Origin of the sequence: Shewanella hafniensis (assembly GCF_019655335.1) — a bacterium.
Lineage (GTDB): Bacteria > Pseudomonadota > Gammaproteobacteria > Enterobacterales > Shewanellaceae > Shewanella > Shewanella hafniensis.
In genome coordinates this window covers 1-22,302 of the sequence record NZ_BPFD01000011.1, presented here as the reverse complement: position 1 = coordinate 22,302, position 22,302 = coordinate 1, and the positions used below count along the sequence as shown (strand labels likewise).

Below are 22,302 nucleotides of genomic sequence, written 5' to 3'. Positions count from 1 at the left end.
AATGGTGGCCATGCTGCCAAAAATGCCTGCAACTGGCAAATGAAAAGCAAAATATCTACAGACACAAAGCATTGAATTGTCAATATACCCAAGCAACCTGAAGATACGAGTTCAGAGCGCCTAGGGTGCTTCAATTCAAGGCGCATCAATGACAGAATGTCGGCCACCTTTTGAATTGATGCAACACGGGAGTGGAGTGCCCTAGACGCTCCGTCCCGGCGGGTTTTAACGCACTTTATGCTTTGTTGGTTATTTTTAACTTAGCCCACTAGGTCTGCAAATAACCGCCTTGCCTAAAGTGCGTTAAACTCCCGCTGAATCATGCATCTTCAAGTTGTTTGGGTATATACTATGCCAACTAACCCAAGGAGGACGCCCCATGGCCGAAGAAACGATTTTCAGCAAAATTATTCGTCGCGAAATTCCCGCGGATATTCTTTATCAAGATGAACTAGTGACTGCCTTTAGAGACATTTCCCCTAAGGCGCCTACGCACTTCTTGATTGTCCCAAATCATTTAATCCCAACGGCAAACGACATGAAAGCCTCTGATGAGCCTGTGCTTGGCCGTATGATGACGGTTGCAGCTAAATTAGCGGCGGAAGCAGGGATTGCTAAAGATGGCTACCGACTGATCATGAACTGCAATCAACACGGTGGACAAGAAGTCTATCACATTCATTTCCACCTTGTGGGCGGGGAGCCTCTGGGGCCCATGTTGAGCCAAGGCAAATGAAGGTAAATTCGGATTTTTTCCCGCTGACCCAAATGGCGCAGCGGTTTGTGGATCAACTCGCTCAGTGTCGCCGTCTCGGTTTAACCGTATTGGAGGCGAGTGAGCACCATGTGTTGATTGAGTTGCCCTACAGCACTGAATTAATTGGTTATCCCGATACGGGCGTTATCCATGGCGGAGTCATTACTACTTTAATGGATACCGCCTGTGGTAGTGCAGTGGTCAGTGCAATTTTCCATAAATTCAAATTGTTAGAAATCTCACCCACGCTCGATTTGCGGGTGGATTATATGAAGCCCGCTCAGCCCCATAAACCTGTGTTCGGATTTGCGGAATGCTACAAGTTGTCCTCCAATATTGCCTTTACCCGCGCGATTGCTTATCAAGACAGCATCGATGATCCCATTGCCCATGCTGTTGGTTCCTTTATGCGGATCAGCCCAGAAATGGTCGGTGATGCCTTTAGACAAGCGTTGATGGGTGAAGCTGTGTCTGAGATAGGAGATACTGATGAGCGCAAATAATTCGGAACTTGGCACTGCCAGTCCCACTCAACACGCCCAAGTCAAAGCGCCTATCGATGTGCAAGGCATTGTTAAGCGCGCCACTGAACTTAATGATTTTGGCCATTTACTTGAGCACGTTCCCTATGCCAAATTTATTGGGATGAAGGTGGAGCGTTTTGGTGATGAACTGATTTTTAAATTGCCCGCTAAAGACGACAATATCGGTAATCCTGTGTTGCCCGCCATTCATGGTGGCGTGATTGCGGGCTTTATGGAAATGTCAGCGATAGTGCAGTTAATGGTATTTATGCAAACGGCAAAGGTGCCTAAAGTCGTTGATTTTTCAATCGACTATTTACGTGCAGGTCTGCACAAGGATAGTTTTGCTGAGTGTCGTATTACCCGTCAGGGTCGACGAGTCGCCAATGTGAATATTGATTGTTGGCAAACCAATCGTAAGCAGCTTATTGCTACGGCACGGGCGCACTTTCTGATTGATTAACTCGTTTTAGTGAGCAGATAGTTGAGTGATGATTAAGTCTGTCTTGTTAAGCATAAGTTCAGCACAGTTCACTTAGCTTGTCGTTTAATAGGGAATAATGCGCGCTAGCCGCGCATTTAGTCGCGTGACTGGGAGAAATATATGAAACAAATTTATACCGGACTATTATTGGCCGCGGCGCTGACCTTAGGTGCTTGTGCCTCACATACCGCCGGGATTTCAGTGAGTTCACTGGGTGAAACCCGCGTCGATAATACCAGCTTTGCCCGAGATATTGCGTTACAGAGTGTGGATGCTCGCCGAGTCGGTGATTTAGTGCAGGGCTCTGCGCTGATTGTTAGCAAATCATCAACTGACATGCGTGTGCAGTATAAATTCACTTGGTACGACGCCAGCGGTTACACCATAGAAGATGAGGCAACCAGCTGGAAATCGGTCAAATTACACGGCAAGCAACAATTGCAAGTTTCCGCCGTGGCACCTAATGCCCAAGTGGTTAAATTTGATGTGTACGTGCGCGAAACCTTTTCGAACTAAGCCTGAGTTCGCCCAGAAAATGCCAGCTATGCTGGCATTTTTCTTTTTATGACGTAAATGTGTCATCCCATGCTATTACTCATGTATACTAGGCGCCGCCAAGGGGTGTTTGCAGCGAATGAATTTACGTTGATTACTGCAAACTGAGATGTCAGCTGACGAACCCTTAGAACCTGATCCGGCTAATACCGGCGTAGGAATGGGCCAATTAACAGCACACTTCTGAATCGCTTATTCGTTGCCGGATCTCAAACATTATATTTGAGGTCCTATGTCAAACCGTAAAACGTCAAACCGTCATTCCCCGTTTTTAACCCGAGCGCCGCTGGCATTAGCCATTGCTGCCGCGCTGAGCTCTGCTGCATTTGCACAAACCGACGCTATCGATAAACCCGATCCCAGCACTGAGATGGAAGTCATGGTAGTGACGGCGGATTTTCGCAGTTCAAGCTTAGAAAAAATGCCTTCAAGTATTACCGTTATCGACAGTCAAAAAATTCAAGATGAAAGCGCGCAGCATTTCGAGGATGTGCTTAATTCTATTGCTAACTTTAACTGGTCAGGTGGAAGTTCGCGGCCAAAATATTTTCAAATTCGCGGTGTAGGTGAGCAAGAGCAATACCAAGGTGCGCCTAATTCTTCTGTGGGTTACATCATTGATGATATCGATTTATCCGGTATTGGTATGGTGTCGAGCATGTACGATCTACAGCAAGTCGAAGTGCTGCGTGGACCACAGGGCACACGTTATGGCGCCAATGCTTTAGCGGGACTGATTTATCTGAAAAGTAACGATCCCACTGATGTGTTTGAACATGGCGGCGAAGTCTCGTTAGGCGATGATGATTTACGCACGTTTAGCGGTTTCAGTTCTGGCCCATTAACGGATTCTGGCAAGCTGCTTTATCGCGTGTCACTGCAGCAACATCAACAAAATGGCTACCACGACAACCTCTATTTAGGCCGTGACGATACCAATGGCCGCGATGAGTTCAGCGGCCGCGCTAAGCTGCGCTGGTATGCGACTGACGATTTGCAGTTTGATTTAACTGTGCTGCACGCCGATTTTGATAATGGCTACGATGTGTGGAGTTTAACCAATTCACCGACCCAGACGACATCGGATCAACCGGGTGTCGATAGCCAGCGCACCACAGGCGCAGGCTTTAAAGCGACCTATTCTGGCGCCGAAACCTTTGAGTTGACCTCGTTAACCTCTTTTGCGAATACCGATCACCATTACAGTTACGATGGCGATTGGTCGAACCCAGAGTATTGGGCTTCTAAGCAATGCAGTGATGACGATGGCAATCTGGCGCCGTGCCAATATGATTATTTTTGGGATAAAACTGGCCAACGTAAAACTGTGTCGCAAGAGTTTCGCTTAAGTTCTACCGAGCAGGGCCGAATTTTTGCGGACAGCACAGATTGGTTGCTTGGTGTGTACGCCATGAATCTGAAAGAAGATAACCAATTGTATTCTGAATACAATACTTGGCCGGATGAAGTCTTAGACTCTGAGTATGAAGCGACGAACTATGCCTTGTTTGGTCAGCTCGATACGGATCTGGGCTCAGATTATGCTTTATCTGTGGGTTTACGTTTAGAGCGCCGCAATAGCCATTACTCAGATACGAATAACGATAATTTCGACCCGAGCGAAACCATGTGGGGTGGTCATATTGCAGTGAGTAAAGTGCTGAATGACTCACACAACGCATATGTCCGTGTCGCGCGCGGTTACAAGGCGGGCGGTTTTAACATGACTTTGCCTGTCGAACTGAACGATAAAAAAGAGTTCAGTACTGAGACGCTTTATAACTATGAAATCGGCCTTAAATCCCATTGGCTAGCAGGGCTTATCGATACTAATCTGGCACTGTTCTATATGGACAGACAAGATCAACAGGTGGCGGCATCCCAGCAAGACCCTGATAAACCACAGCGTTTTATTTTATTCACCGAAAACGCAGGCAGTTCGAATAACTATGGTGCTGAGTTAGATGCGACCTGGTATGCCACGGATAATCTACAAATTTACTCAAGCTTAGGTTGGTTAGAAACCGCCTACGGCGATTATCAGTATCAGGACAAATATGGCACTGAGGTGGATTTAACTGGCCGCGATCTGGCCCATTCACCACACTTTACCTACAGCCTTGGTGGGACTTATCGTGCCAATTCGGGTTGGTTTGCTAACCTAAACTTAAGCGGTAAGAGCGAGTTTTACTATTCAGACAGCAATGAATCCCGTTCTGAACCCTACACTATCGTCAATGCCCGCGTGGGTTATGAGGCGAGTGCATGGTCGGCTTATTTATGGGGCCGTAATTTGTTCAATGAAGAATACGGTGTACGCGGTTTCTACTTCGGTAACGAGCCAGATAATGGCTGGGCAGAAAAGCAATATATTCGTTACGGTGATCCGCGTCAGATTGGCGTCACCTTTAACGTTAAGTTTATGTAAAAGCTCATATAATGGCTCAGGTCACTATGAGCCATTTGAGTTAACTTATGACTAAGCTGTAGTCCGGTGTAAGGGCTATAGCTTCTCTCAAATTTAAGGAATTAAGATGAAACTGACCGCAGAAATTAGCATGTATCCCTTCAATGAGAACTACCTCGATCCGATAAAGTGGTTCATTGGTCGCGTGGATAGCTATCCTAATATCGAGCGCGTGACCAATGCGATGGCAACCCAAGTGTGCGGCGATTATTTAGATGTGATGACTATGCTGGCGACAGAGATGCAAGCCGCCCATGAGAAGTGGGGCAAGGCAGTATTTGTGTGTAAGTTTATCGGTGGTGAGCTGAATTTAGCCCACAGCGAATAATGTTTTAGCGTCACATACGCGACAAATAGGCAGTGAGAACAACACAATGACAGATTTATGGTTAACCTTGGTCGAGAGTATGAATGCGGCCTTTGGTGAAGTCCATGTGATGACCGCATGGGAAGCCTTAGCGGTATTGCTGGCCATGGCATATCTACTGCTGGCAATGAAGGCGAGCGTCTGGTGCTGGGCGGCGGCCTTTGCCAGTACCGCCATTTACACTGTGTTGTTTTGGAAGGTGTCGTTACTGATGGAGTCAGTGCTGAATATCTATTATATGGCGATGGCGCTCTATGGATATTGGCTCTGGACCCAAGGCGGCGATAAACATCAAGGGGTCAAAGTGACTACTTGGTCGTTGAAAACCCACTTGAAGTTGATCGCGGTGACAGGCGTTATTTCGCTTTTTGTCGGGCACGGCATGGCGATGTATACCCAAGCCGCGTTCCCCTATTTAGATGCGGCCACGACCTGTTTTGCAGTGATGACGACCTATTTAGTGGCGAAGAAAGTACTTGAGAATTGGCTCTATTGGGTCGTTATCGACATAGTGTCTATTTACCTTTATCTCAGTAAAGGCTTGATGTTGACCTCGTTATTATTCGTACTCTATGTAGGGCTTGCAGTTGTAGGGTATTTCCTGTGGCGCACTGCGTTAGCCGATGCCCGTGAGGCCAATGCCTTGAAGTTACTCAGTTAATGCTCGATGTCAATGCTGCTAAGCCATACTCAACGGGCGAATCATTCAATACACTCTTGCCCATACTCAAACAAGCTGGGCTTGAGCAAGTGCAGAGTATTTGCGAGCTTTCGGGCGGCTTGAGTAATCATAATTATAAGATCACTACGCCAACAGGGTGTTATGTGCTGCGGGTCAATGCCGATGCGGCGGACAGTTTTTGCACCCGCGAGCAGGAGCGTTTTTACTGGCAACAACTCGCCCAAGCTAAACTTGCCCCTGCACTGCTGTGGGTGAGTGAAGATGAGCGCTATTACCTCAGCGATTTTATTGAAAGTGACCTTATTGAGAGTGACCTTATTGAGAGTGACTTTATCGAAAGTGCAGTAGCGAGCGCAGCAGAGTGTGCGGCAATTGAACACACTATGATTGATAGCCAATGCTTTCAACGTAAACGCTTCATCCATTGGCCAGCATTAGAGCGCCAAACCAGTGCCGCTGATTTTGTGCTGGGGCAGTCGTCTTTGGGCATTTTACATCACGGCTCTTCACCACAAGCTTGTTTAAGTCCTGAGCCTAGGTTGATGCCAATACAGCAAGATAAGCATCCCAACTCAACTGCGCGCTTACTGCTGGAATTATTGCTGCAATTGCGGGAACTGCCCACAGGTCCTTATGCCATTAGTATCACTGAACAATGGCAGGAATATCACCAGCAGATGCTTGCTTATCAGGCATCTCTTACCACAATGCACAATTGGAATGAGCGTGTGGCTAAATTGCTTAACATCCAAATCGCCATCAAAGATTGGTGCGATAACTTAGCGGCTTGTTTAATTAAACCGCAGTTTTGTCATCGCGATCTTAATCCCCACAACTTGCTACTCAAAAATAATCGTTTGTATTGTATCGATTTTGAGTATGCGACGGCGTCGCATCCCCTGTGTGAGTTAGCCGTAGTGTTAGCGACCCATGCGTTAACGCCTGCCCAGCAAAACGAGTTAGTGACGCAGTATCTGAGTGAACACCCTTATGTTTCAATAAACGCCGCAGCGGCCGTGCCCGCCGCCATTGACATGTACTGGGTATTTGCCTGTTACTGGGCATTATTGATGGCGGCGCAAACGGAGCCCAGTCGTAGCGCCGACTATCTCGCATGGTTTGATTGTTTTTGGCCGCTCATCACCCAAGCATCATAAGGATGGCTGCTCGATTTGAATCATAAAGTAGGCAAAGTATTAACATGTTGAAAACCTTTATTAGACAAACTTGTTTGATATAAGAGGCAACTTTATATAGGCTCAAGCGTCATATTAGCAACAGTTCTAGGATGGATGATTCAGAATGAAAAAAGGCGTGATGCTACTTGTGTGTCTCTTAGGCTTAAGCGCCTGTTCCACTAAATTCAGTTACCATTTCCTCGATTGGGCCATCGGTTGGGAGCAAGAGGATTACGTTACTTTAGATAAATCACAGCAAAAGGCATTCGATGCCCTCATTGAAAAATTTGTCCTGTGGCACCAATCCAAAGAATTGTCCCACTATGTGGTGCAACTAACCGAAGTCGAAAGCCTCATCAAAACCAATACCTTAACGCCAGTGTTATGGGCCGAGCATGTGGAGATTGCTAAGCGGCATTGGTTTCGTTTGTTTGAGTTTGCCTTGCCAGAATTACTGCCCATCATAATGTCCTTGTCCGATGCACAGGTGAAGCAAATCCTCGCCAAATTACGGGAAGATGAGCAGGAGCTTGTCAAAGAGTTTGCCGGCAAAACCCCAACGCAGTTACAAAAAGAGGCCGATGAAAACCTTCAAGAACAATTTGATGACTGGCTTGGCAGCGTGAGTGCTGAACAAAAAGAGCTTATTCATCAGTATAATCAACAGCGCTTATCCACCTTAGATATGTGGCTCGAGTATCGCCACGAATGGTTACGTCAGTTTGAGGTCGCCCTTGGTCAGCGCGCCGATAAAGCGCTATTAACCGAGCGTTTGACCTTGCTAATGACGCAGCCCGATGAGCTTAAGTCTGAACAACATAAAGTGTTTTTGCGTAAAAATACTGAGGCATTTGGAACCTTACTGCTAGCAATGAACGCGAGCCTATCGGATAAGCAGTCGAAGCACTTTTATAAAAAGTTGGGCGGACTCATTCAAGATCTCACCGAGCTAAATCAAGAAGCCATTGAAAAAGAGGTAAGTGCAAAAAAAGCCTAGACCATGAAAGATTAATGGGCTTGCTAGGGTCTATTCCTGCAAGCCAATTCATCAGGTCAAAGAGAGACACTATGCCACTTGCATCCCGTTACCAAAAATTGCTCAATATGAGTCGCTATTTCGATGGTTTAGCACCATTAGCCCTCAGGATTTACCTTGCGCCCGTGTTGATGCAAGCGGGTTATAACAAGCTCGCCCACTTTGACGATACGGTGGCTTGGTTTGCTAATCCCGATTGGGGTTTAGGCCTGCCAATGCCGGCGGTAATGGCAGGATTGGCGGCGGGAACCGAGTTCTTTGGCGCTATCTTATTACTGCTTGGGCTTGCGACTCGGCTGATTTCTATCCCTTTGATGGTCACTATGTTGGTCGCCGCATTGGCAGTGCATTGGCCAAATGGCTGGTTAGCGATTGCCGATGGCAGTTCTTGGCTTGCCAACGACAGAGTGCTTGAGGCTGGGGATAAACTGGCGAAAGCCAAAGAAATATTGCAGGAGCATGGTAATTACGACTGGCTGACCAGCTCAGGTAACTTAGCTGTGCTTAATAATGGTATTGAGTTTGCGGCCACTTATTTCATTATGTTGTTGGCACTCTTTGCCTTAGGCGGCGGCCGTTACACTAGCCTAGATTATTTCATCGCTAAGCGTTGCGGGGTTAAGTAAGCCTTTTATAAAGAGCTCTCGATTTTCAAGCGCAATCAAAGCGTTAAATCCCATCCATGCGGTGGGATTTTTTTATGCCTCTTTGCCTGCAATTTGCTATGCTTGAACGCAATTTATATCGAACTAGGATAAGAACTTGGACGCTATTGAACTTTTGCTCACCCGTCAATCGACCCCGCGATTAATCGCTCCCGCTCCCGATGCGAGTCAATTAAAAATCATCTTAGATGCTGCCATTCGTGTGCCAGATCATGGTGCATTAGCCCCATGGGAATTTATTATTGCCACAGATCAAGGGTTAAACACCTTAGCCGATATCTTTGTTGAGGCGGCTAAAGCCAGCGGCGCCGACGAGGATTTCGTTAATAAAGCTAAGGGTATGCCAATGCGTGCGCCTATGGTGATCACTGTCGTTGCAAAAACGCAGCAACACCCTAAAGTGCCTGTACTTGAACAACAAATTGCAGCGGGCTGCGCAACGATGGCGATGCAACAAGCGGCTTTTGCTTTAGGCATAGGCGCGGTATGGCGCACGGGCGATTTTGCCTTCGATGCTAATGTGAATGCCGCCTTAGGCCTTGAACCACACGATCAAATTGTCGGCTTTTTGTATGTCGGTACGCCAGCGGTTGTGGCACCCCAAAAACCGCAAAAGGACGGCAGCCAATACGTCCGTTATTTATGAAAAAGCTTATGACTATATTTTTATAAACATTGTCTATTTCTAGTGGAGAAATCCTATGCAAGTTGCGCGTACTCCTAGATTAATCCTGCGGCAGTTAACCCCAGCCGATGCTTCATTTATGTTAGTGTTGCTCAATAGCCAAGGCTTTATTGAGAATATAGGGGACAGAGGAGTACGCACGCTTGTGCAGGCCAAGGATTATATCCTCAATGGACCAATGAAAAGTTATGCCGAATGTGGTTTTGGCTTTTACGCCGTGGTGCTTGCGGAGAACGGATTCACCATAGGAATTTGCGGTTTAATCAAACGGCCGACGCTTGATAATGTCGACATAGGCTATGCATTTTTGCCGCAATATTGGGGTAAGGGTTACGCATTCGAAGCCGCGAAAGCCGCTTTTGATTTAGGCAAAAGTTTAGGTATCGAGCGTATTGTGGCGATTGTGAGCGCCCATAATGGCGCGTCAAAGGCATTGCTGAACAAACTGGGATTACAGTTTGAGCAGTGTGTGCAGCTTAGCCCAGATGATGAGCCAGTTGAACTGTTTAGTTGAATTTAAGTTGTTGTTTGTATTGGTTTTTATTTTATTGTAATTCGGCGTTCTTTACTCTAGAATTCTGCAAAATTTACTGTTGAGATATGGCAATCATATCTCGTATCGACGCCCCTCGAAAATCAGGCTCATTTAATCCCTCCTTGAGCCCTTGAGTACAGCAAAAGCGTAGCCCTTTTATTGGATGTAGCATAATGGTTTCGCAATTAAGTGAAGCAATGCTGGACGTGATCGCTGATGCCTTGGTAGACAAAGGCTATATCTTTTTACCTGACTTAGTTCCAAACAATATAAGCCAAGTGCTATTGGATAAAATTCAATCAACGCAAGCACATGAGCTAAAAGCTGCGTCCATTGGTCGTGGCGCAGAGCAGCAATTAAACCCCGACATTCGCCGCGACAGAATACAATGGCTAGAAGAGCACAACGAGCCTGATGCCCAATATCTTAAACTGATGACGCAACTCAAAAATGGCTTAAATCGTCGTTTGTTTATGGGATTGTTCGACTATGAAAGTCACTATGCGGTATATCAGCCAGGGGCATTTTATAAAAAGCATGTCGATGCGCTAAAAGGCAGTCAAAATCGCATCTTAACCACAGTGTTTTTCTTAAATCCTGACTGGAAAGCGGCAGATTGTGGCGAGTTGATTATCTATGATGAAGCTGATATTGAGATCGAACGCATCGCACCTAAAATGGGTCATTTTGTGATTTTTCTCAGTGAGCGCTTTCCCCATGAAGTGACTAAAACCTTAGCCCAGCGCAATAGTATTGCGGGTTGGTTTAGGGTCAGTAACAGTGTGCATGGCTTTTAACTTTAGATTTTAACTTTAGCCTTTAACTATGGTGGCTAGCTTCAACGGATAGCAAACACTTAAATACTGAACGCAGATTTAGGTGTTTGCTGTTATTGGCCCCGATTGCTTATCTCATTTCGCGACGTATGCTGTGATAGCAGTATTGACTCAAAGCGGATTTAACTGCCATTCACTCATTTCTTCAAATTTTTTTACACTCTTAAGCTTTAGGTAATCTAAGCCGCCGACAATAGGACAAATTTGTCCAATCATGCTGAAAATAGGGTGTTTTTTTATTCTCGTTTAATGTTAGGCTAGATAAAAATGTGCGCAACAACACACTTTTCTATTATCTAACGGAGGCGAGGCTGTGGGCTGTGAAGATAACTTAGGTTGTTTAACGGGTGAGCATATTGTGCTTGAGCCTTTATCTTTGTCCCATGTGGCGGCATTGAGTTTAGCTGTGACAGATGGTCAGCTTTGGCGTTTGTGGTTTACTAGCGTGCCAGAACCTGCCGAGGTGAAGTCCTATGTGACAAAAGCCCTCGAAGAAAAAGCGCGGGGTCAGAGTTTTCCCTTTGCAGTGCGGGATAGAGTAAGCGGTGAAATTGTCGGCTGTACGCGAATTTGCAATTGGGAGCCTGAAAATCGTCGCCTTGAGATTGGCTACACTTGGTATGCAAAACGTGCTCAGCGTACGGGGATCAATACCGAAGCTAAGTTATTACTATTGACCTTTGCCTTCGAAACCTTAGATGCCATTGCCGTTGAGTTTCGAACTCACTGGCATAACCAAGCCTCCAGACAAGCCATCGCCAGACTAGGTGCTAAGCAAGATGGTGTGTTGCGTAATCACAAAATTCTTAAAGACGGCACAATTCGCGATACTGTGGTGTATTCCATTATTGATGCTGAGTGGCCAGCGGTGAAAAACAGTCTGCAATTTCGATTGCGACAACACCCGCCAACACTCTAACGATACCAAGGAAAGGCCCATGGCAAGCATTATAACTCGAGCAGATGTGACTCAAGCCCATGAGATTGCAGTGTTATTCAATGAGTACCGACAGTTTTATGGGCGCAGGGATGATGTCGCGGCGGCGGAGCAGTTTATTCAAGCAAGATTGCTAGATGAGTCATCGGTGATATTTATTGCCAAAGATAATCAAGGGCTTGGATTAGGCTTTGTGCAAATGTATCCCAGCTTTTCATCGTTACGTCTGGCCCCTATGTTGATCCTCAATGATGTGTTTGTGACTCAACATGCTCGATGTGTCGGAATTGGGCGAGCGCTAGTGCAGCAAGCCGCCAGTTATGCCAAAGCGCATAATATGAGTTATTTGATGTTAGAAACTCAGCAAAAAAACCAGCGTGCGCAGGGCTTATATGAAGGCTTAGGCTTTGTGCGAAACCAAGATTTTTATATCTACGAGCTTGAGATCCACCCAGGGCTTGAGTAGGTTTATTTATGACGATTAGAAGGAAAGTAACATGTTAACTCAGGTAAAAACATTGGTATTAGGTGGTTTAGTATTGAGTGCCAGTACCGTAGTTTGGGCTGATGAAGCAGAAAAAGCGTTTAGTAAAGAAGCCATTGAGTGTGCCGCTTATTACCAAATTAGCTCAGAAGCTATTGGGGCGATGAATGCACCGCAAATGCAGGCTGTGGGTGAGCGTTTAAAAAGCTCTAAAATTGAATCTGAGAATTTAGCCAAGAAATACAGCTCTGAAGCTGAAGTGACTCAAGCAGTTGCCGACGCGAAAGCGCGTCAAATCGAAAGCTTAGGGGGCTCAAGTAACTTAGGTGCGTTAATGGGCAAATATAAAGAAGAATGTAAAAACCTATTAGCCGATCCACAAAAGCGTTTAGATTATTGGACTATGGCGACTATGTAGTCGGCAGGTTTGAGTCAGTACAGGTTTTTAAGCATGTGATTTTGAGCATTTGACTTTGAGCATTGTGAATTGAAATATGTGATGTAAGGGAGCCTAAGGGCTCCTTTTTGCACTCTGCTGAAACTCAACTGGGGTTTTCAGGGTCTTATCGCTAGGGTTGCAATTTTAGTTCTGTTTACGCTTTATCTTCAAACACCAGCCAATATGAGCAATAACGAGGAGCAGTATGGTTTTAACATTAATGGCAGCAACTGTCTTGAGTGCTGGAGTCTGTGGATACCATTTGATCTATGGTAAGCGTGTTCTATTGGCGCCGCTGTTAAAGGCCAATGTTTCCCAGCAGAGCAAGCAAATGCTGCGCTGTTTATTTCATTGTCAGTCAGTGTTTTTTGTGGCCTCAACTGCGGTACTTTTGGCCTGTGCGCTTAGAGTGATCCCAGGTATGTATGCCTATAGCTTATTGTTATTTCTTGGGATGAATTACGGGATCTTCGCAATTTGGCAGTTTTATATTGCCACTTTGAGCCCGCCAAATAGTGGCCAGATGATTATAGTGCAGGCTTTAATTTTTTTGCTAATTGGCACTTTGGCAATGCTTGGGCCTCTGTTGTCTGTCGCATAAATCGCTAATCATGCTCAGATAATCATCGCGCTTGACGCGTTAACGGCTTGGCGAAACTAATTGCGCTAATAGTGTGAATAAAACATTATTGGCTCGACTGGATTGCGTATTGGGCAGCGAGTTCGGTGAGTTTGCCATTGTTGATGAGCTGCTGAATCCAGTGTGTTAGCTTCTTAGCATCGAGTGATGAACTGTGGTTAAGCAAGATGCCATTATCGTACTTTTGGTCCCATTTATCTGATATTAAAAGTAAATGGCTCTCTTGTGGATTAGCCTTTAAATAATACTGTAAATAGGAATGAGTGACAGGAGCGATATCAGCCCGTTCGCGCAGAATGCTTTCGATAGAGGCTCTATTGTTGCTGACAAATAAAGGGCGAAATTGCTTTTTCAGCGTTTCAGTATCGGTTTCAAAGTGGGCAAACTGATAGTGATAGCCCTTAACGAATGCGATTGATTTATTGGTTAAGTTTTTGAAATAATTTTGATTATGGGCTTTGGCCTTAAGCGCAATAAACACTTCTCCATCTATCATATTTAGCGGAATAAACTGATCCGCAATTTTTTGCCATCCCCAGGCGGGATTCTCAAATATCATCATGTCGAAGCGGCCTAACATATAGGCTTTATATCTGTGCTCAATACTGGTGACGGTAAATTCAAAAAACACTTCTTGTTGTATTTGATTCAATGCATTAATGATATCGAGGGTGAGGCCTGTATAACGGCCATCCTGTTGTAGATCCACATAGGGGGCAAATGGATAACCACCGACACGAATAGTCGGTATCGTGTTGGGTGCTGTTGTATTGGGGACTATTGTATTAGGTGCTGTGGGTGACTGATTGTTATCTTGGGCGATTGCGGCCGAAAAGATGCTAAAGCCTAAGATAAAAATAAACAGCAGACGATACAAGTGTCTAAATACCATGTTTACCCCTAATCATTCCAAAGGTTAATGATTTTCTTACAAGTATACACAATTTAATTTACTTAACCCTGTTGATATGGTGCGAGTTTTTAATGGGTCATAGTAAGCTAGCGTAAACAGGACGAGGGAGAACTCACATTGAGCCAGATAAAATCTCAAGTGTGTGGCTGGGTTGAACAGGGACATATCACGCAAGAGCAAGCGAATACGCTTTATCGGCAGGTTACAGTGTTGCCAGATGCGTCGAGCTGGCGCAGTTTAATCGCTAACCTATTGCTCTGGTTTGGCGCGTTAAGCTTTGCCTCTGGGGTAATTTTTTTCTTTGCCTACAATTGGCAATCCCTCGGGCGTGTTGCCAAATTCGGACTGATTGAAGTGGCGATAGTGCTCGCCATCGCCGCATTTGCTTGGCTCTATTATCGTGCTAATTCCCTTTCTGCGGCTGCCCATTCCCTTCGTCACAGTCATAGTAACCGCAGTAATCAATGCAACGACAGCAACAACAGCAGATTTGGTGCGACGACAGCCAATGGCGTGTTACTGGCCGCGAGCGTATTGGTGGGCGGTTTATTAGCGCTGGTTGGACAAACCTACCAAACGGGTGCCGATCCTTGGCAGCTATTCGCCCTATGGGCGTTAGTGATTTTCCCCTTTGCGTGGGTGGCAGGATTCGATGGTTTATGGCTGCTGTTGGTGGGGCTTATTAACCTAAGCATAGGGATATTTTTGGATTCCTTTTCGCATTTATGGGGAGCTTTCTTGGATGAGCAAAGCCAACTGCTGATCTTTATCTGTTTGAATTTATCTTTTTATTACGCTTTTGTATTGTTAGGCCGTAACGTCGCGGGGCGTTGGCACGCGCCAATCCTCGAATATGCCTGCTCATTGTTTGCTATGGGTTGTTTTACTTGGTTAATCACTTGGTTGATTTTCGACGATCTTTTTAAGTCTGATGGCGCGAGTACTTGGATCATTTGTGGTTATATTGCCCACCTGATATTTGGATTCGTTATTTTTCGCTATCGCTTACCGCGCATATATCCCTTGGCCTTGGGCGGTTTTAGCCTGATTGCCGTGGGCGCTGCGTTACTGATCCGGCTGATGTTTGAGGACAATGATCCCATAGGCGGATTTTTGTTTATTGGGCTTTACATCATTTTGGCGAGCACAGGATTAAGCCTTTGGTTAAAGGCACTTAGTCGCAAGCTTAAACCACAGTCAGAATCTATGCCTGAATCTATGTCTGAATTAGCACCTAAGCCCGCTGCGAGAGCGACCCAAGGGAAAGTGGGAGACATTCATGAGCAATAATAATGGCTTACCGGATGGCGACATGGTGACCAATTCTTTAACGAGTTCAGTAGCGACTCCTTTAAAATCTCCATCAAAAGAGGATGCCGCTTCAACTGATGCATCGGGTGAATTCAGTCTGATAACACTGTGGCAATCCTTGTATACCGAGGGGAAAGTCAGCGCGCCCCAAATGCCAGAAAACCAAGATATTCCTTGGTATATTGCCGCTATGCAAGCCTTCGCCGCTTGGATAGCGGCTCTGTTTCTATTGGGTTTTATGATGGCAGCATTTGGCGCTATGTTCGATCAGAGTGGTGAGGGCGTCGCCTTATTTATCGGCTTAACTTATTTGGCGGTGGGCATTGGGCTGTACTTTTTACCGCGGCAACAGATTTTCATTGAGCAATTTGCTTTTGCCGCCTGTTTGAGTGGTTTGATCGGTGTGGCTTGGGGATTCTATGATTTAATCGACAATGATTTTAGCTTTAATTGGTATCTGTGTATGGCGGGCATGCTCTTGCTGCTGTGGGGCTTAATTGCCCATGGGTTAGCCCAGTTTGTGTTCGCGTTTGGCTTAAGTTGGTGCGTGATTGGCCTCATGGATAAATTCGAATGGCTCAATGTCAGCCCAAGTCTGTTTGCCTTAATCATTAGTCTAGTGTTGTTCAATATCAATCGGTGCGGGCGTCATTACCGCCGCGCGCGCATGCTTATTTACGGCTTTGCACTGGCATTACTGACATTGCAACTGATGCATGCCTTTAGCATGGACAGTATTTTTGAAGCCTTATTCAGTCCTTGGCAGCAAAGTCTGTGGCTCACGCTTAGCCATCTGTCGATTATTTTTGTCATTTGCGGATTATTGTTGATCACTGTATTTCGCGAACGCCAACAATCACTTAGCTCAATAGCGGCGATAGGCTGTTTTCTCGGTTTAATGGTTATTAGCGGTTTATCTTTACCCATGCAGGGATTATCGACGGCTATCCTATTGATTCTGCTTGGCCACTATTGCAATGAGCCTTGGCTAAAAGGCATGGGAATGGTGTCGGCGCTGTTGTTTGTCAGCGGATATTATTATTCCTTAGAAACAACACTACTGCTTAAATCTGCTTATTTGATGGGTTTGGGTGCGCTACTGCTGGTGGCAAGGATGCTGATGTGGCGGTTATTTCCTGCCAATGAAAATGCCAAGGAGACTATTTGATGGGAAATGTGATGGGAAAACTGGCGGCTTCACATAAATGGGCGCTGGGCATAGTACTTTTTACGACCGTTGCGATTCTTGCTGGCGTGAATTGGCGCATTTTCAAATTCGAACAACTGCTGAATCACGGCCAAGTCGTGCGCTTTGCATTAGCGCCAGTCGATCCGCGCTCGTTAATGCAGGGGGATTACATGGCGCTGGAATATGCCATTGCCCGCGATGTGCGCAGCGCCTTAGCGCCGCAACAAATGCAGGGCCAGTTGTTGCTGGCACTGGATGGGCAAAAAGTGGCACGTTTTGTGGATTTTTATACTGACCAAGCGCTGGGTAAAGATCAGCTGCGGGTGCAATTTCGTGTCCGTGGTAATCAAATTAAGCTCGCATCGAACAGCTTTTTCTTTGAAGAAGGGCAAGCCGATCATTTTAGTGCGGCTAAATACGGCGAGTTTAGGGTGAACGCCCAAGGTGAGTTACTGCTGGTCAGTTTACTTGATGAAAAACTTGAGCCCTTATAGCCCAGCGTCAGGACTTTCATCCATTGGCTCTGCTTATTTTTAAGAGCCATTTATCCCATCACATTGATTATTCCTGCCGCATTTGTAATGAGCGGCCAGCATTTCCCGTACTGCTTTCTTCCTAGTTCTGATCGCTAAGCTCTGATTGTCAAATCCTACCAATAATATCAACCTTAAGCTGCAACTTTAGCGCAACCAATTTGTAACCTTGGTCGCCTATAGTATCGTCAGTCTTCGAGGTGACATCATCTTGAAGCATCTAAGCACATCCATTAAATCGCAATTCAATACAAAATATTAAAACAATACATTTAGGGGTCTCAATGTTTAACACTAAAACTGTGCTGGCGTTAGCCATCAGCAGCGTTTGTGGGCTTGCCCATGGCGCGGATAATGTGATCATTTCAGAATATGTCGAAGGCAGCAGCAATAATAAAGCCATCGAACTGTATAACCCAACCGCGGGCGCTATTGATTTAAGCCAATACCAATTGCGTTTTTATTTCAATGGCAGCACCAACGTCGGTACGACCATAGCGCTCACTGGCTCATTAGCGGCGGGGGCGACGTATGTGGTTGCCGATAACGACGCGTCTGCCGATATTCTTGCGGTTACCAATCAACAGAGTAACGCCAGCTTCTTTAACGGTGACGATGCGATTGAACTGGCTTATCAAAATCAAGTGATTGATAGTTTAGGCCAAGTTGGTGTCGATCCCGGTGCAGAGTGGGGCAGTGGTGATTTATCCACTCAAGATAATACTCTGCGCCGTAATCCTGATCAGCTGATTGCCGATCCCATCAGTGACGATGCTGTCAGCTTTAGCACTTGGTTAGGTTTTGCGAAGGATGATATTTCTGATCTCGGTAAATTCAACGCCGGTACGCCAACCGATCCCGTCGACCCGCCACCGAGTTCTTTAGTGTGCGGCGAAGAAGCCACAGCAATTCATGCGCTGCAAGGCGCGGGCGCAGCCAGTCCTCTTAATGGTCAAACCTTAGTGGTTGAAGCGGTTGTCGTCAGTAATCAAGAAGCCGGGCTTAAGGGCATTTTCGTGCAAATGGCTGATAACGAGGCCGATAGCGATCCCCAAACCTCGGAAGGGGTGTTTGTGTATACCGGCACTGCGCCTACCGCGTATGTGGCGGGCGATCGTATTCGTTTAAAAGCCAAAGTCACTGAATACCAAGGCTTAACTGAACTAACGACTGTATCAGATCATAAGTTGTGTGCCACTGCACAAGCATTGCCAACGGCGGCTGTGGTGACCTTACCGGTTAACAGCAGTGATGATTTTGAGCCATTTGAGGGCATGCGTGTTCGTTTCAGCCAAGATTTAGTGGTGAACGAAGTCTACAACCTCGGTCGTTACGGCGAGATTTCATTAGGCAGTCAGCGCCACTTTATTGGTACGCAAGTGGCGGCACCGGGCGCGGATGCGCTGGCGGTGAGCGCGGCTAACCAACGCGACAGTATTTTATTGGATGACGGTTTAACGGCGCAGAATCCTGATCCTGTGCAATTCCCCGCTCCTGGTCTTAGCGCATCAAACACTGTGCGTGTAGGCGATAAAGCCACATCGCTTACGGGTGTAATGCACTATGGCTTTAATTTGTATCGCATTATGCCAATCGAGACGGTGAATTTTGTGGCGGAAAACCCACGTCCAATTGCGCCTACATTGGTTGAGGGCGGTAATCTAAAAGTCGCTAGCTTTAACGTACTTAACTACTTCAATGGTGATGGTCAAGGTGCAGGTTTCCCAACTGCCCGTGGTGCTAATACCTTAAGCGAATTTGAGCGTCAAAAGGCGAAGATTGTCAGCGCCATGGTGGGCATCAGTGCCGACGTATTTGGTTTGATGGAGATTGAAAACGATGGCTTTGGCGCCAATTCGGCCATTGCCGATTTAGTCGCAGGTTTGAATGCTGCTGTAGGTGAAACGCGTTACGCTTATATCGCGCCAACAGGCATGAATGCGATTGGCACCGATGCCATCACAGTTGGCTTGATTTATCGTAGCGATAAAGTCACGCCGCAGGGCGTTGCACGTATTCTATCCAGTGCCAATTCGCCATTAGATAGCGATCAAAAGCCCTTGTTTGATGATAGTAAAAACCGTCCAATGCTGACCCAAGCCTTTAGCGTGAACGGCAGTGAAGAAGGCGTGGTCGTTGCGGTTAATCACCTTAAATCTAAGGGCAGTGAATGTGCGGGCGATCCTGATCTCAATGATGGTCAAGGCAACTGTAATATCACTCGTACCCGTGCGGCGACTGCTGCAGGTCAATGGATTAGCGAGCAATATCCAGATCAAGGCGTGTTGCTGATTGGTGATTTGAACGCCTATGCGAAGGAAGAGCCATTAACGGCGTTAGGTAACGCGGGCTTTAGTGAGCTGTTTGCCAAACTTGAAAAGCCGAACCCTTATTCCTATGTGTTCTCGGCAGAATCGGGTCAGTTGGATCATGCTTTAGCGAATGCTGCCCTGCTGGATAAAGTGGTGGATGTGACTGAGTGGCATATCAATACCGACGAACCGCGCGTATTGGATTATAACGAAGAGTTTAAGACGCCTACTCAAATCCAAGACTTATTCGCAACTGATGCGTATCGCTCATCGGATCACGATCCTGTGGTGATTTCACTCTTGCTCGAAGCGGAAAAAGTCGCGCCAGTGGCCAGTTTCACTCAAGTGGTGAATGGCGCTGCGGTGCAACTGACATCCACTTCAACCGACAGCGATGGACAAATCGTGTCTGCCGAGTGGAGCTTTGGTGATAATACAGTCGCAGTGGGTGAGGTAGTGACTCACAGTTACAGCCAAAGCGGTGAGTATCTGGTCACGCTAACTGTGACTGATAATGACGGCTTAACCCATAGCACGTCGCAAATGGTGACAGTGGTTGCTGGCAATGTTAAACAACCACCCGTTGCGCAAATTCAGCGTATCAATTTATTGTTCGTCGATATGTTTATCTCGACTAGCTACGATACCGATGGCGTAATCAAGCAACATAAATGGACGTTCGACAATGGCACCCGCGCTAACGGTCAAGTGGTATTACGTCTTGCCCGCCGTGGACAACACACAGTTGAACTGACCGTTAAAGATAACGACAAGTTAACGGATACTACGACGCTGACGTATCGTTAAGTCAGTCCTTCTATTCCGTTGATTTTAAGTGACGCCAAGCCCGCAGCCGCGGGCTTTTCTTTTTGCACCAAAGCAAGATAACTTTATCGTCAGTTTGCAGCATGAATTGTCATTGTTTCCCCAGTGACACTCCGTCTCTTTATTTAACAAGAAGCATCCCAGAGGGCTCTAATAAAATATCCATGTTTTAGAAGGTCACTGGTGCAACAATGCCAATCCTCATTAACCCTTCAGCTGTTCGTTTAACTAAAAAGATATTTGCCCTAAAGCAAGATAATTTTGTCGTCAGTTGTGCAGCATGAATTGTCATTGTTTCCCCTGTGACTCGCCATAAACTCGTCCCTGAGGGCTCGACGACGGCATCCATGCCGCAAACGGTCACAGTTGCAACAGTGCCAATCTTAACTAACACTTCTGCTGTTCGTTTAGCTAAAAAGCTATTGCCCCATTCCGTGTTTTCACTCGTCAGCTTAATCGAAAATTTCCGCACGAGTTGTCCTACCAATTCTTATCTATTAACCGAGAGTTTTAACTCTTCATCATGAGTGAGTGAAGCGGGATGGGTATACAGCCATATTCAAACTTAATTGGTTTTAAACTTTTGTGCGTCACTTCAATCGTCAAAGTAAAAGTTATTTAAAATTAATGGCTTACGGGTATTTTGGTTTGGGTGGTAGGTTTGAAAAACGGCAAACGCGTTTCCCCGGATGGTTTATTTAGACGAAAGCTGATAAGTTCTTTTCAATACAACTAGTTAACTGTGTACGTATGCGCACTAATAAAATGTTAGCTCTTTGAAGGCAAATAAGTATCAAATTACTAAGGAATAAAAATGGCTCAAAAGACAAATGATCAGATAATTCTTGAGCAGATAATTAAGGAACGATGTGCTGAATCTGGTGATGAACTGACCGTTTCAGAGTATTTCGAAATATATTCCGCATCAGAAATATTAAAGAATTATGACCTTAGCTACGATGACATTTCATACGGAATAGTGGGTGATGGTGGGGATGGTGGAATTGATTCAATCTATACATTTATAAATGGCGAGCCATTAAAAGAAGATACGCCAGTAAATACCAACCAGAGAAAGAACCACATTGAACTGATTATAATTCAATCGAAGACTTCGGCCTCCTTTAAAGAAGATGCTGTAATCAAATTCAGGGAGTCAGCACAGGATTTATTCAACTTAGCAAATAATCCAGACGATTATGCCGCTCGCTACAACGCTGATTTGATCGATAAGGTTAAGCTTTTTAGAGATTCATATGCAAAGTTAGCAAAGACATTTCCAAAAATTGAAATACGATATTTTTATGCTACTCAGGGTGATGAAGTTCACCATAATGTGTCAGGGAAAGTGCAAAAGCTGCAGGAAGATGTTGTCAAAATGTTTAGTGGGGCAGATTTTTCGTTTGAATTTATTGGAGCATCTGAACTCCTTGAGATGACAAGAAATGTGCCGTCTACTTCGAGAGTACTTGAGGTTGCGGAATCACCAATTGGCACAACCGCTGGTAGTTATCTATGTTTAGTGAGTCTGTCTAAATACTACGAGTTTATATCTGATTCAGGGTCGTTGGCACGCAGCATATTCGAATCAAATGTTAGAGACTATCAGGGGAGTGTTGTAGTCAATACCGGCATACGGAAGACACTTGAAAATAGGGACTCAGAAAATTTTTGGTATTTGAATAATGGCGTAACAATCATCACACCTAAAGCAGTAATGGCAGGAAAGCAACTTACAATTGAAGATCCTCAAATTGTTAATGGGCTTCAGACATCACATGAAATATACCAATACTTCTCGCCGTTGGATAATCACGAGGGTGATGAAAGAGCAGTACTTGTAAGAGTAATATGTGAAGAAAATGAAGAAGCTAGAGATCGAATCATACGAGCCACAAACAGTCAAACAGCTATTCCACCTGCCTCACTAAGAAGCTCTGATGACATC

24 protein-coding genes and 1 riboswitch are annotated in these 22,302 nt (G+C 45.7%); of the genes, 22 read left to right on the top strand and 2 right to left on the bottom strand.

What is annotated here, in order from left to right; translation table 11 throughout:
* Positions 1 to 379 precede the first annotated feature (379 nt).
* The 17 genes from hinT (at position 380) to K5Q99_RS05335 (ending at position 13,232) form a co-directional block, all read left to right on the top strand.
* Complete coding sequence (hinT, locus tag K5Q99_RS05415; protein WP_106650276.1) at positions 380 to 736, top strand: purine nucleoside phosphoramidase; 357 nt, start codon at positions 380 to 382, stop codon at positions 734 to 736.
* Positions 733 to 1,260: a PaaI family thioesterase gene (locus K5Q99_RS05410; protein ID WP_220776276.1), complete on the top strand. Its 528-nt coding sequence runs from the start codon at positions 733 to 735 to the stop codon at positions 1,258 to 1,260. Before hinT ends, K5Q99_RS05410 begins: the two co-directional genes overlap by 4 nt.
* Complete coding sequence (locus K5Q99_RS05405) at positions 1,247 to 1,744, top strand: PaaI family thioesterase (RefSeq protein WP_012196922.1); 498 nt, start codon at positions 1,247 to 1,249, stop codon at positions 1,742 to 1,744. The genes K5Q99_RS05410 and K5Q99_RS05405 overlap by 14 nt, the downstream gene beginning before the upstream one ends.
* Before the next feature lie 141 nt (positions 1,745 to 1,885).
* Positions 1,886 to 2,281: a YcfL family putative periplasmic lipoprotein gene (locus K5Q99_RS05400; RefSeq protein WP_220776275.1), complete on the top strand. Its 396-nt coding sequence runs from the start codon at positions 1,886 to 1,888 to the stop codon at positions 2,279 to 2,281.
* 91 nt (positions 2,282 to 2,372) lie between these two features.
* Positions 2,373 to 2,498, top strand: a riboswitch (TPP riboswitch).
* Positions 2,499 to 2,552: 54 nt separating this feature from the next.
* Entirely contained in the window at positions 2,553 to 4,748 is a 2,196-nt protein-coding gene (locus K5Q99_RS05395) for a TonB-dependent receptor (RefSeq protein ID WP_220592723.1), read from the top strand.
* A 106-nt stretch (positions 4,749 to 4,854) separates the two neighbouring features.
* Positions 4,855 to 5,115 (top strand): hypothetical protein, encoded by a 261-nt coding sequence (locus K5Q99_RS05390; RefSeq protein WP_028760297.1) that lies wholly within the window; start codon positions 4,855 to 4,857, stop codon positions 5,113 to 5,115.
* A gap of 46 nt (positions 5,116 to 5,161) precedes the next feature.
* On the top strand, positions 5,162 to 5,815 hold the full coding sequence (pnuC, locus tag K5Q99_RS05385) for a nicotinamide riboside transporter PnuC (RefSeq protein ID WP_220592724.1): 654 nt from the start codon (positions 5,162 to 5,164) through the stop codon (positions 5,813 to 5,815).
* Positions 5,815 to 6,993: a phosphotransferase gene (locus tag K5Q99_RS05380; protein WP_220776274.1), complete on the top strand. Its 1,179-nt coding sequence runs from the start codon at positions 5,815 to 5,817 to the stop codon at positions 6,991 to 6,993. The genes pnuC and K5Q99_RS05380 overlap by 1 nt, the downstream gene beginning before the upstream one ends.
* Positions 6,994 to 7,138: 145 nt before the next feature.
* Positions 7,139 to 8,011, top strand: coding sequence for a DUF6279 family lipoprotein (locus tag K5Q99_RS05375; RefSeq protein WP_220776273.1), 873 nt, complete (start codon positions 7,139 to 7,141; stop codon positions 8,009 to 8,011).
* Between the two features lie 71 nt (positions 8,012 to 8,082).
* Complete coding sequence (locus tag K5Q99_RS05370) at positions 8,083 to 8,676, top strand: HvfX family Cu-binding RiPP maturation protein (RefSeq protein ID WP_220776272.1); 594 nt, start codon at positions 8,083 to 8,085, stop codon at positions 8,674 to 8,676.
* Between the two features lie 136 nt (positions 8,677 to 8,812).
* Positions 8,813 to 9,361, top strand: coding sequence for an NAD(P)H nitroreductase (locus K5Q99_RS05365; RefSeq protein ID WP_011846586.1), 549 nt, complete (start codon positions 8,813 to 8,815; stop codon positions 9,359 to 9,361).
* Between the two features lie 55 nt (positions 9,362 to 9,416).
* Positions 9,417 to 9,914, top strand: coding sequence for a GNAT family N-acetyltransferase (locus tag K5Q99_RS05360; protein ID WP_106650284.1), 498 nt, complete (start codon positions 9,417 to 9,419; stop codon positions 9,912 to 9,914).
* 194 nt (positions 9,915 to 10,108) lie between these two features.
* A complete protein-coding gene (locus K5Q99_RS05355) occupies positions 10,109 to 10,732 on the top strand; it encodes a 2OG-Fe(II) oxygenase (RefSeq protein ID WP_220776271.1) in 624 nt (207 codons plus the stop codon).
* A 352-nt stretch (positions 10,733 to 11,084) separates the two neighbouring features.
* Complete coding sequence (locus tag K5Q99_RS05350) at positions 11,085 to 11,690, top strand: GNAT family N-acetyltransferase (RefSeq protein ID WP_106650286.1); 606 nt, start codon at positions 11,085 to 11,087, stop codon at positions 11,688 to 11,690.
* Between the two features lie 19 nt (positions 11,691 to 11,709).
* Positions 11,710 to 12,174 carry a GNAT family N-acetyltransferase gene (locus tag K5Q99_RS05345; RefSeq protein WP_106650287.1) on the top strand — a complete coding sequence of 155 codons (465 nt, stop codon included), beginning with the start codon at positions 11,710 to 11,712 and terminating at the stop codon, positions 12,172 to 12,174.
* Between the two features lie 31 nt (positions 12,175 to 12,205).
* Positions 12,206 to 12,610, top strand: a complete 405-nt coding sequence (locus tag K5Q99_RS05340; protein WP_220776270.1) for a hypothetical protein — start codon at positions 12,206 to 12,208, stop codon at positions 12,608 to 12,610.
* 226 nt (positions 12,611 to 12,836) lie between these two features.
* The gene (locus K5Q99_RS05335) at positions 12,837 to 13,232 is read left to right on the top strand and encodes a hypothetical protein (protein WP_106650289.1); all 396 of its coding nucleotides are present in this window, start codon (positions 12,837 to 12,839) and stop codon (positions 13,230 to 13,232) included.
* Positions 13,233 to 13,317: 85 nt separating this feature from the next.
* Here the strand turns inward: K5Q99_RS05335 and K5Q99_RS05330 are convergent, their stop codons facing one another.
* Positions 13,318 to 14,163, bottom strand: coding sequence for a substrate-binding periplasmic protein (locus tag K5Q99_RS05330; protein ID WP_220776269.1), 846 nt, complete (start codon positions 14,161 to 14,163; stop codon positions 13,318 to 13,320).
* A gap of 138 nt (positions 14,164 to 14,301) precedes the next feature.
* Between K5Q99_RS05330 and K5Q99_RS05325 the strand changes: the two genes are divergently transcribed.
* The 4 genes from K5Q99_RS05325 (at position 14,302) to K5Q99_RS05310 (ending at position 20,336) form a co-directional block, all read left to right on the top strand.
* Positions 14,302 to 15,474 (top strand): DUF2157 domain-containing protein, encoded by a 1,173-nt coding sequence (locus K5Q99_RS05325; protein WP_220776268.1) that lies wholly within the window; start codon positions 14,302 to 14,304, stop codon positions 15,472 to 15,474.
* Complete coding sequence (locus K5Q99_RS05320) at positions 15,464 to 16,663, top strand: DUF4401 domain-containing protein (protein WP_220776267.1); 1,200 nt, start codon at positions 15,464 to 15,466, stop codon at positions 16,661 to 16,663. Before K5Q99_RS05325 ends, K5Q99_RS05320 begins: the two co-directional genes overlap by 11 nt.
* Positions 16,663 to 17,178, top strand: coding sequence for a GDYXXLXY domain-containing protein (locus K5Q99_RS05315; RefSeq protein WP_107404731.1), 516 nt, complete (start codon positions 16,663 to 16,665; stop codon positions 17,176 to 17,178). The genes K5Q99_RS05320 and K5Q99_RS05315 overlap by 1 nt, the downstream gene beginning before the upstream one ends.
* Positions 17,179 to 17,501: 323 nt before the next feature.
* Positions 17,502 to 20,336, top strand: a complete 2,835-nt coding sequence (locus K5Q99_RS05310) for an ExeM/NucH family extracellular endonuclease (RefSeq protein WP_220776266.1) — start codon at positions 17,502 to 17,504, stop codon at positions 20,334 to 20,336.
* 187 nt (positions 20,337 to 20,523) lie between these two features.
* On the opposite strand, the gene K5Q99_RS05305 is transcribed toward K5Q99_RS05310, so the two are convergent.
* Entirely contained in the window at positions 20,524 to 20,826 is a 303-nt protein-coding gene (locus K5Q99_RS05305; RefSeq protein ID WP_246604393.1) for a hypothetical protein, read from the bottom strand.
* Positions 20,827 to 21,168: 342 nt separating this feature from the next.
* Here K5Q99_RS05305 and K5Q99_RS05300 point away from each other — a divergent pair.
* On the top strand, positions 21,169 to 22,302 hold a 1,134-nt coding region (locus K5Q99_RS05300), incomplete at its 3' end, for an AIPR family protein (protein WP_220776265.1).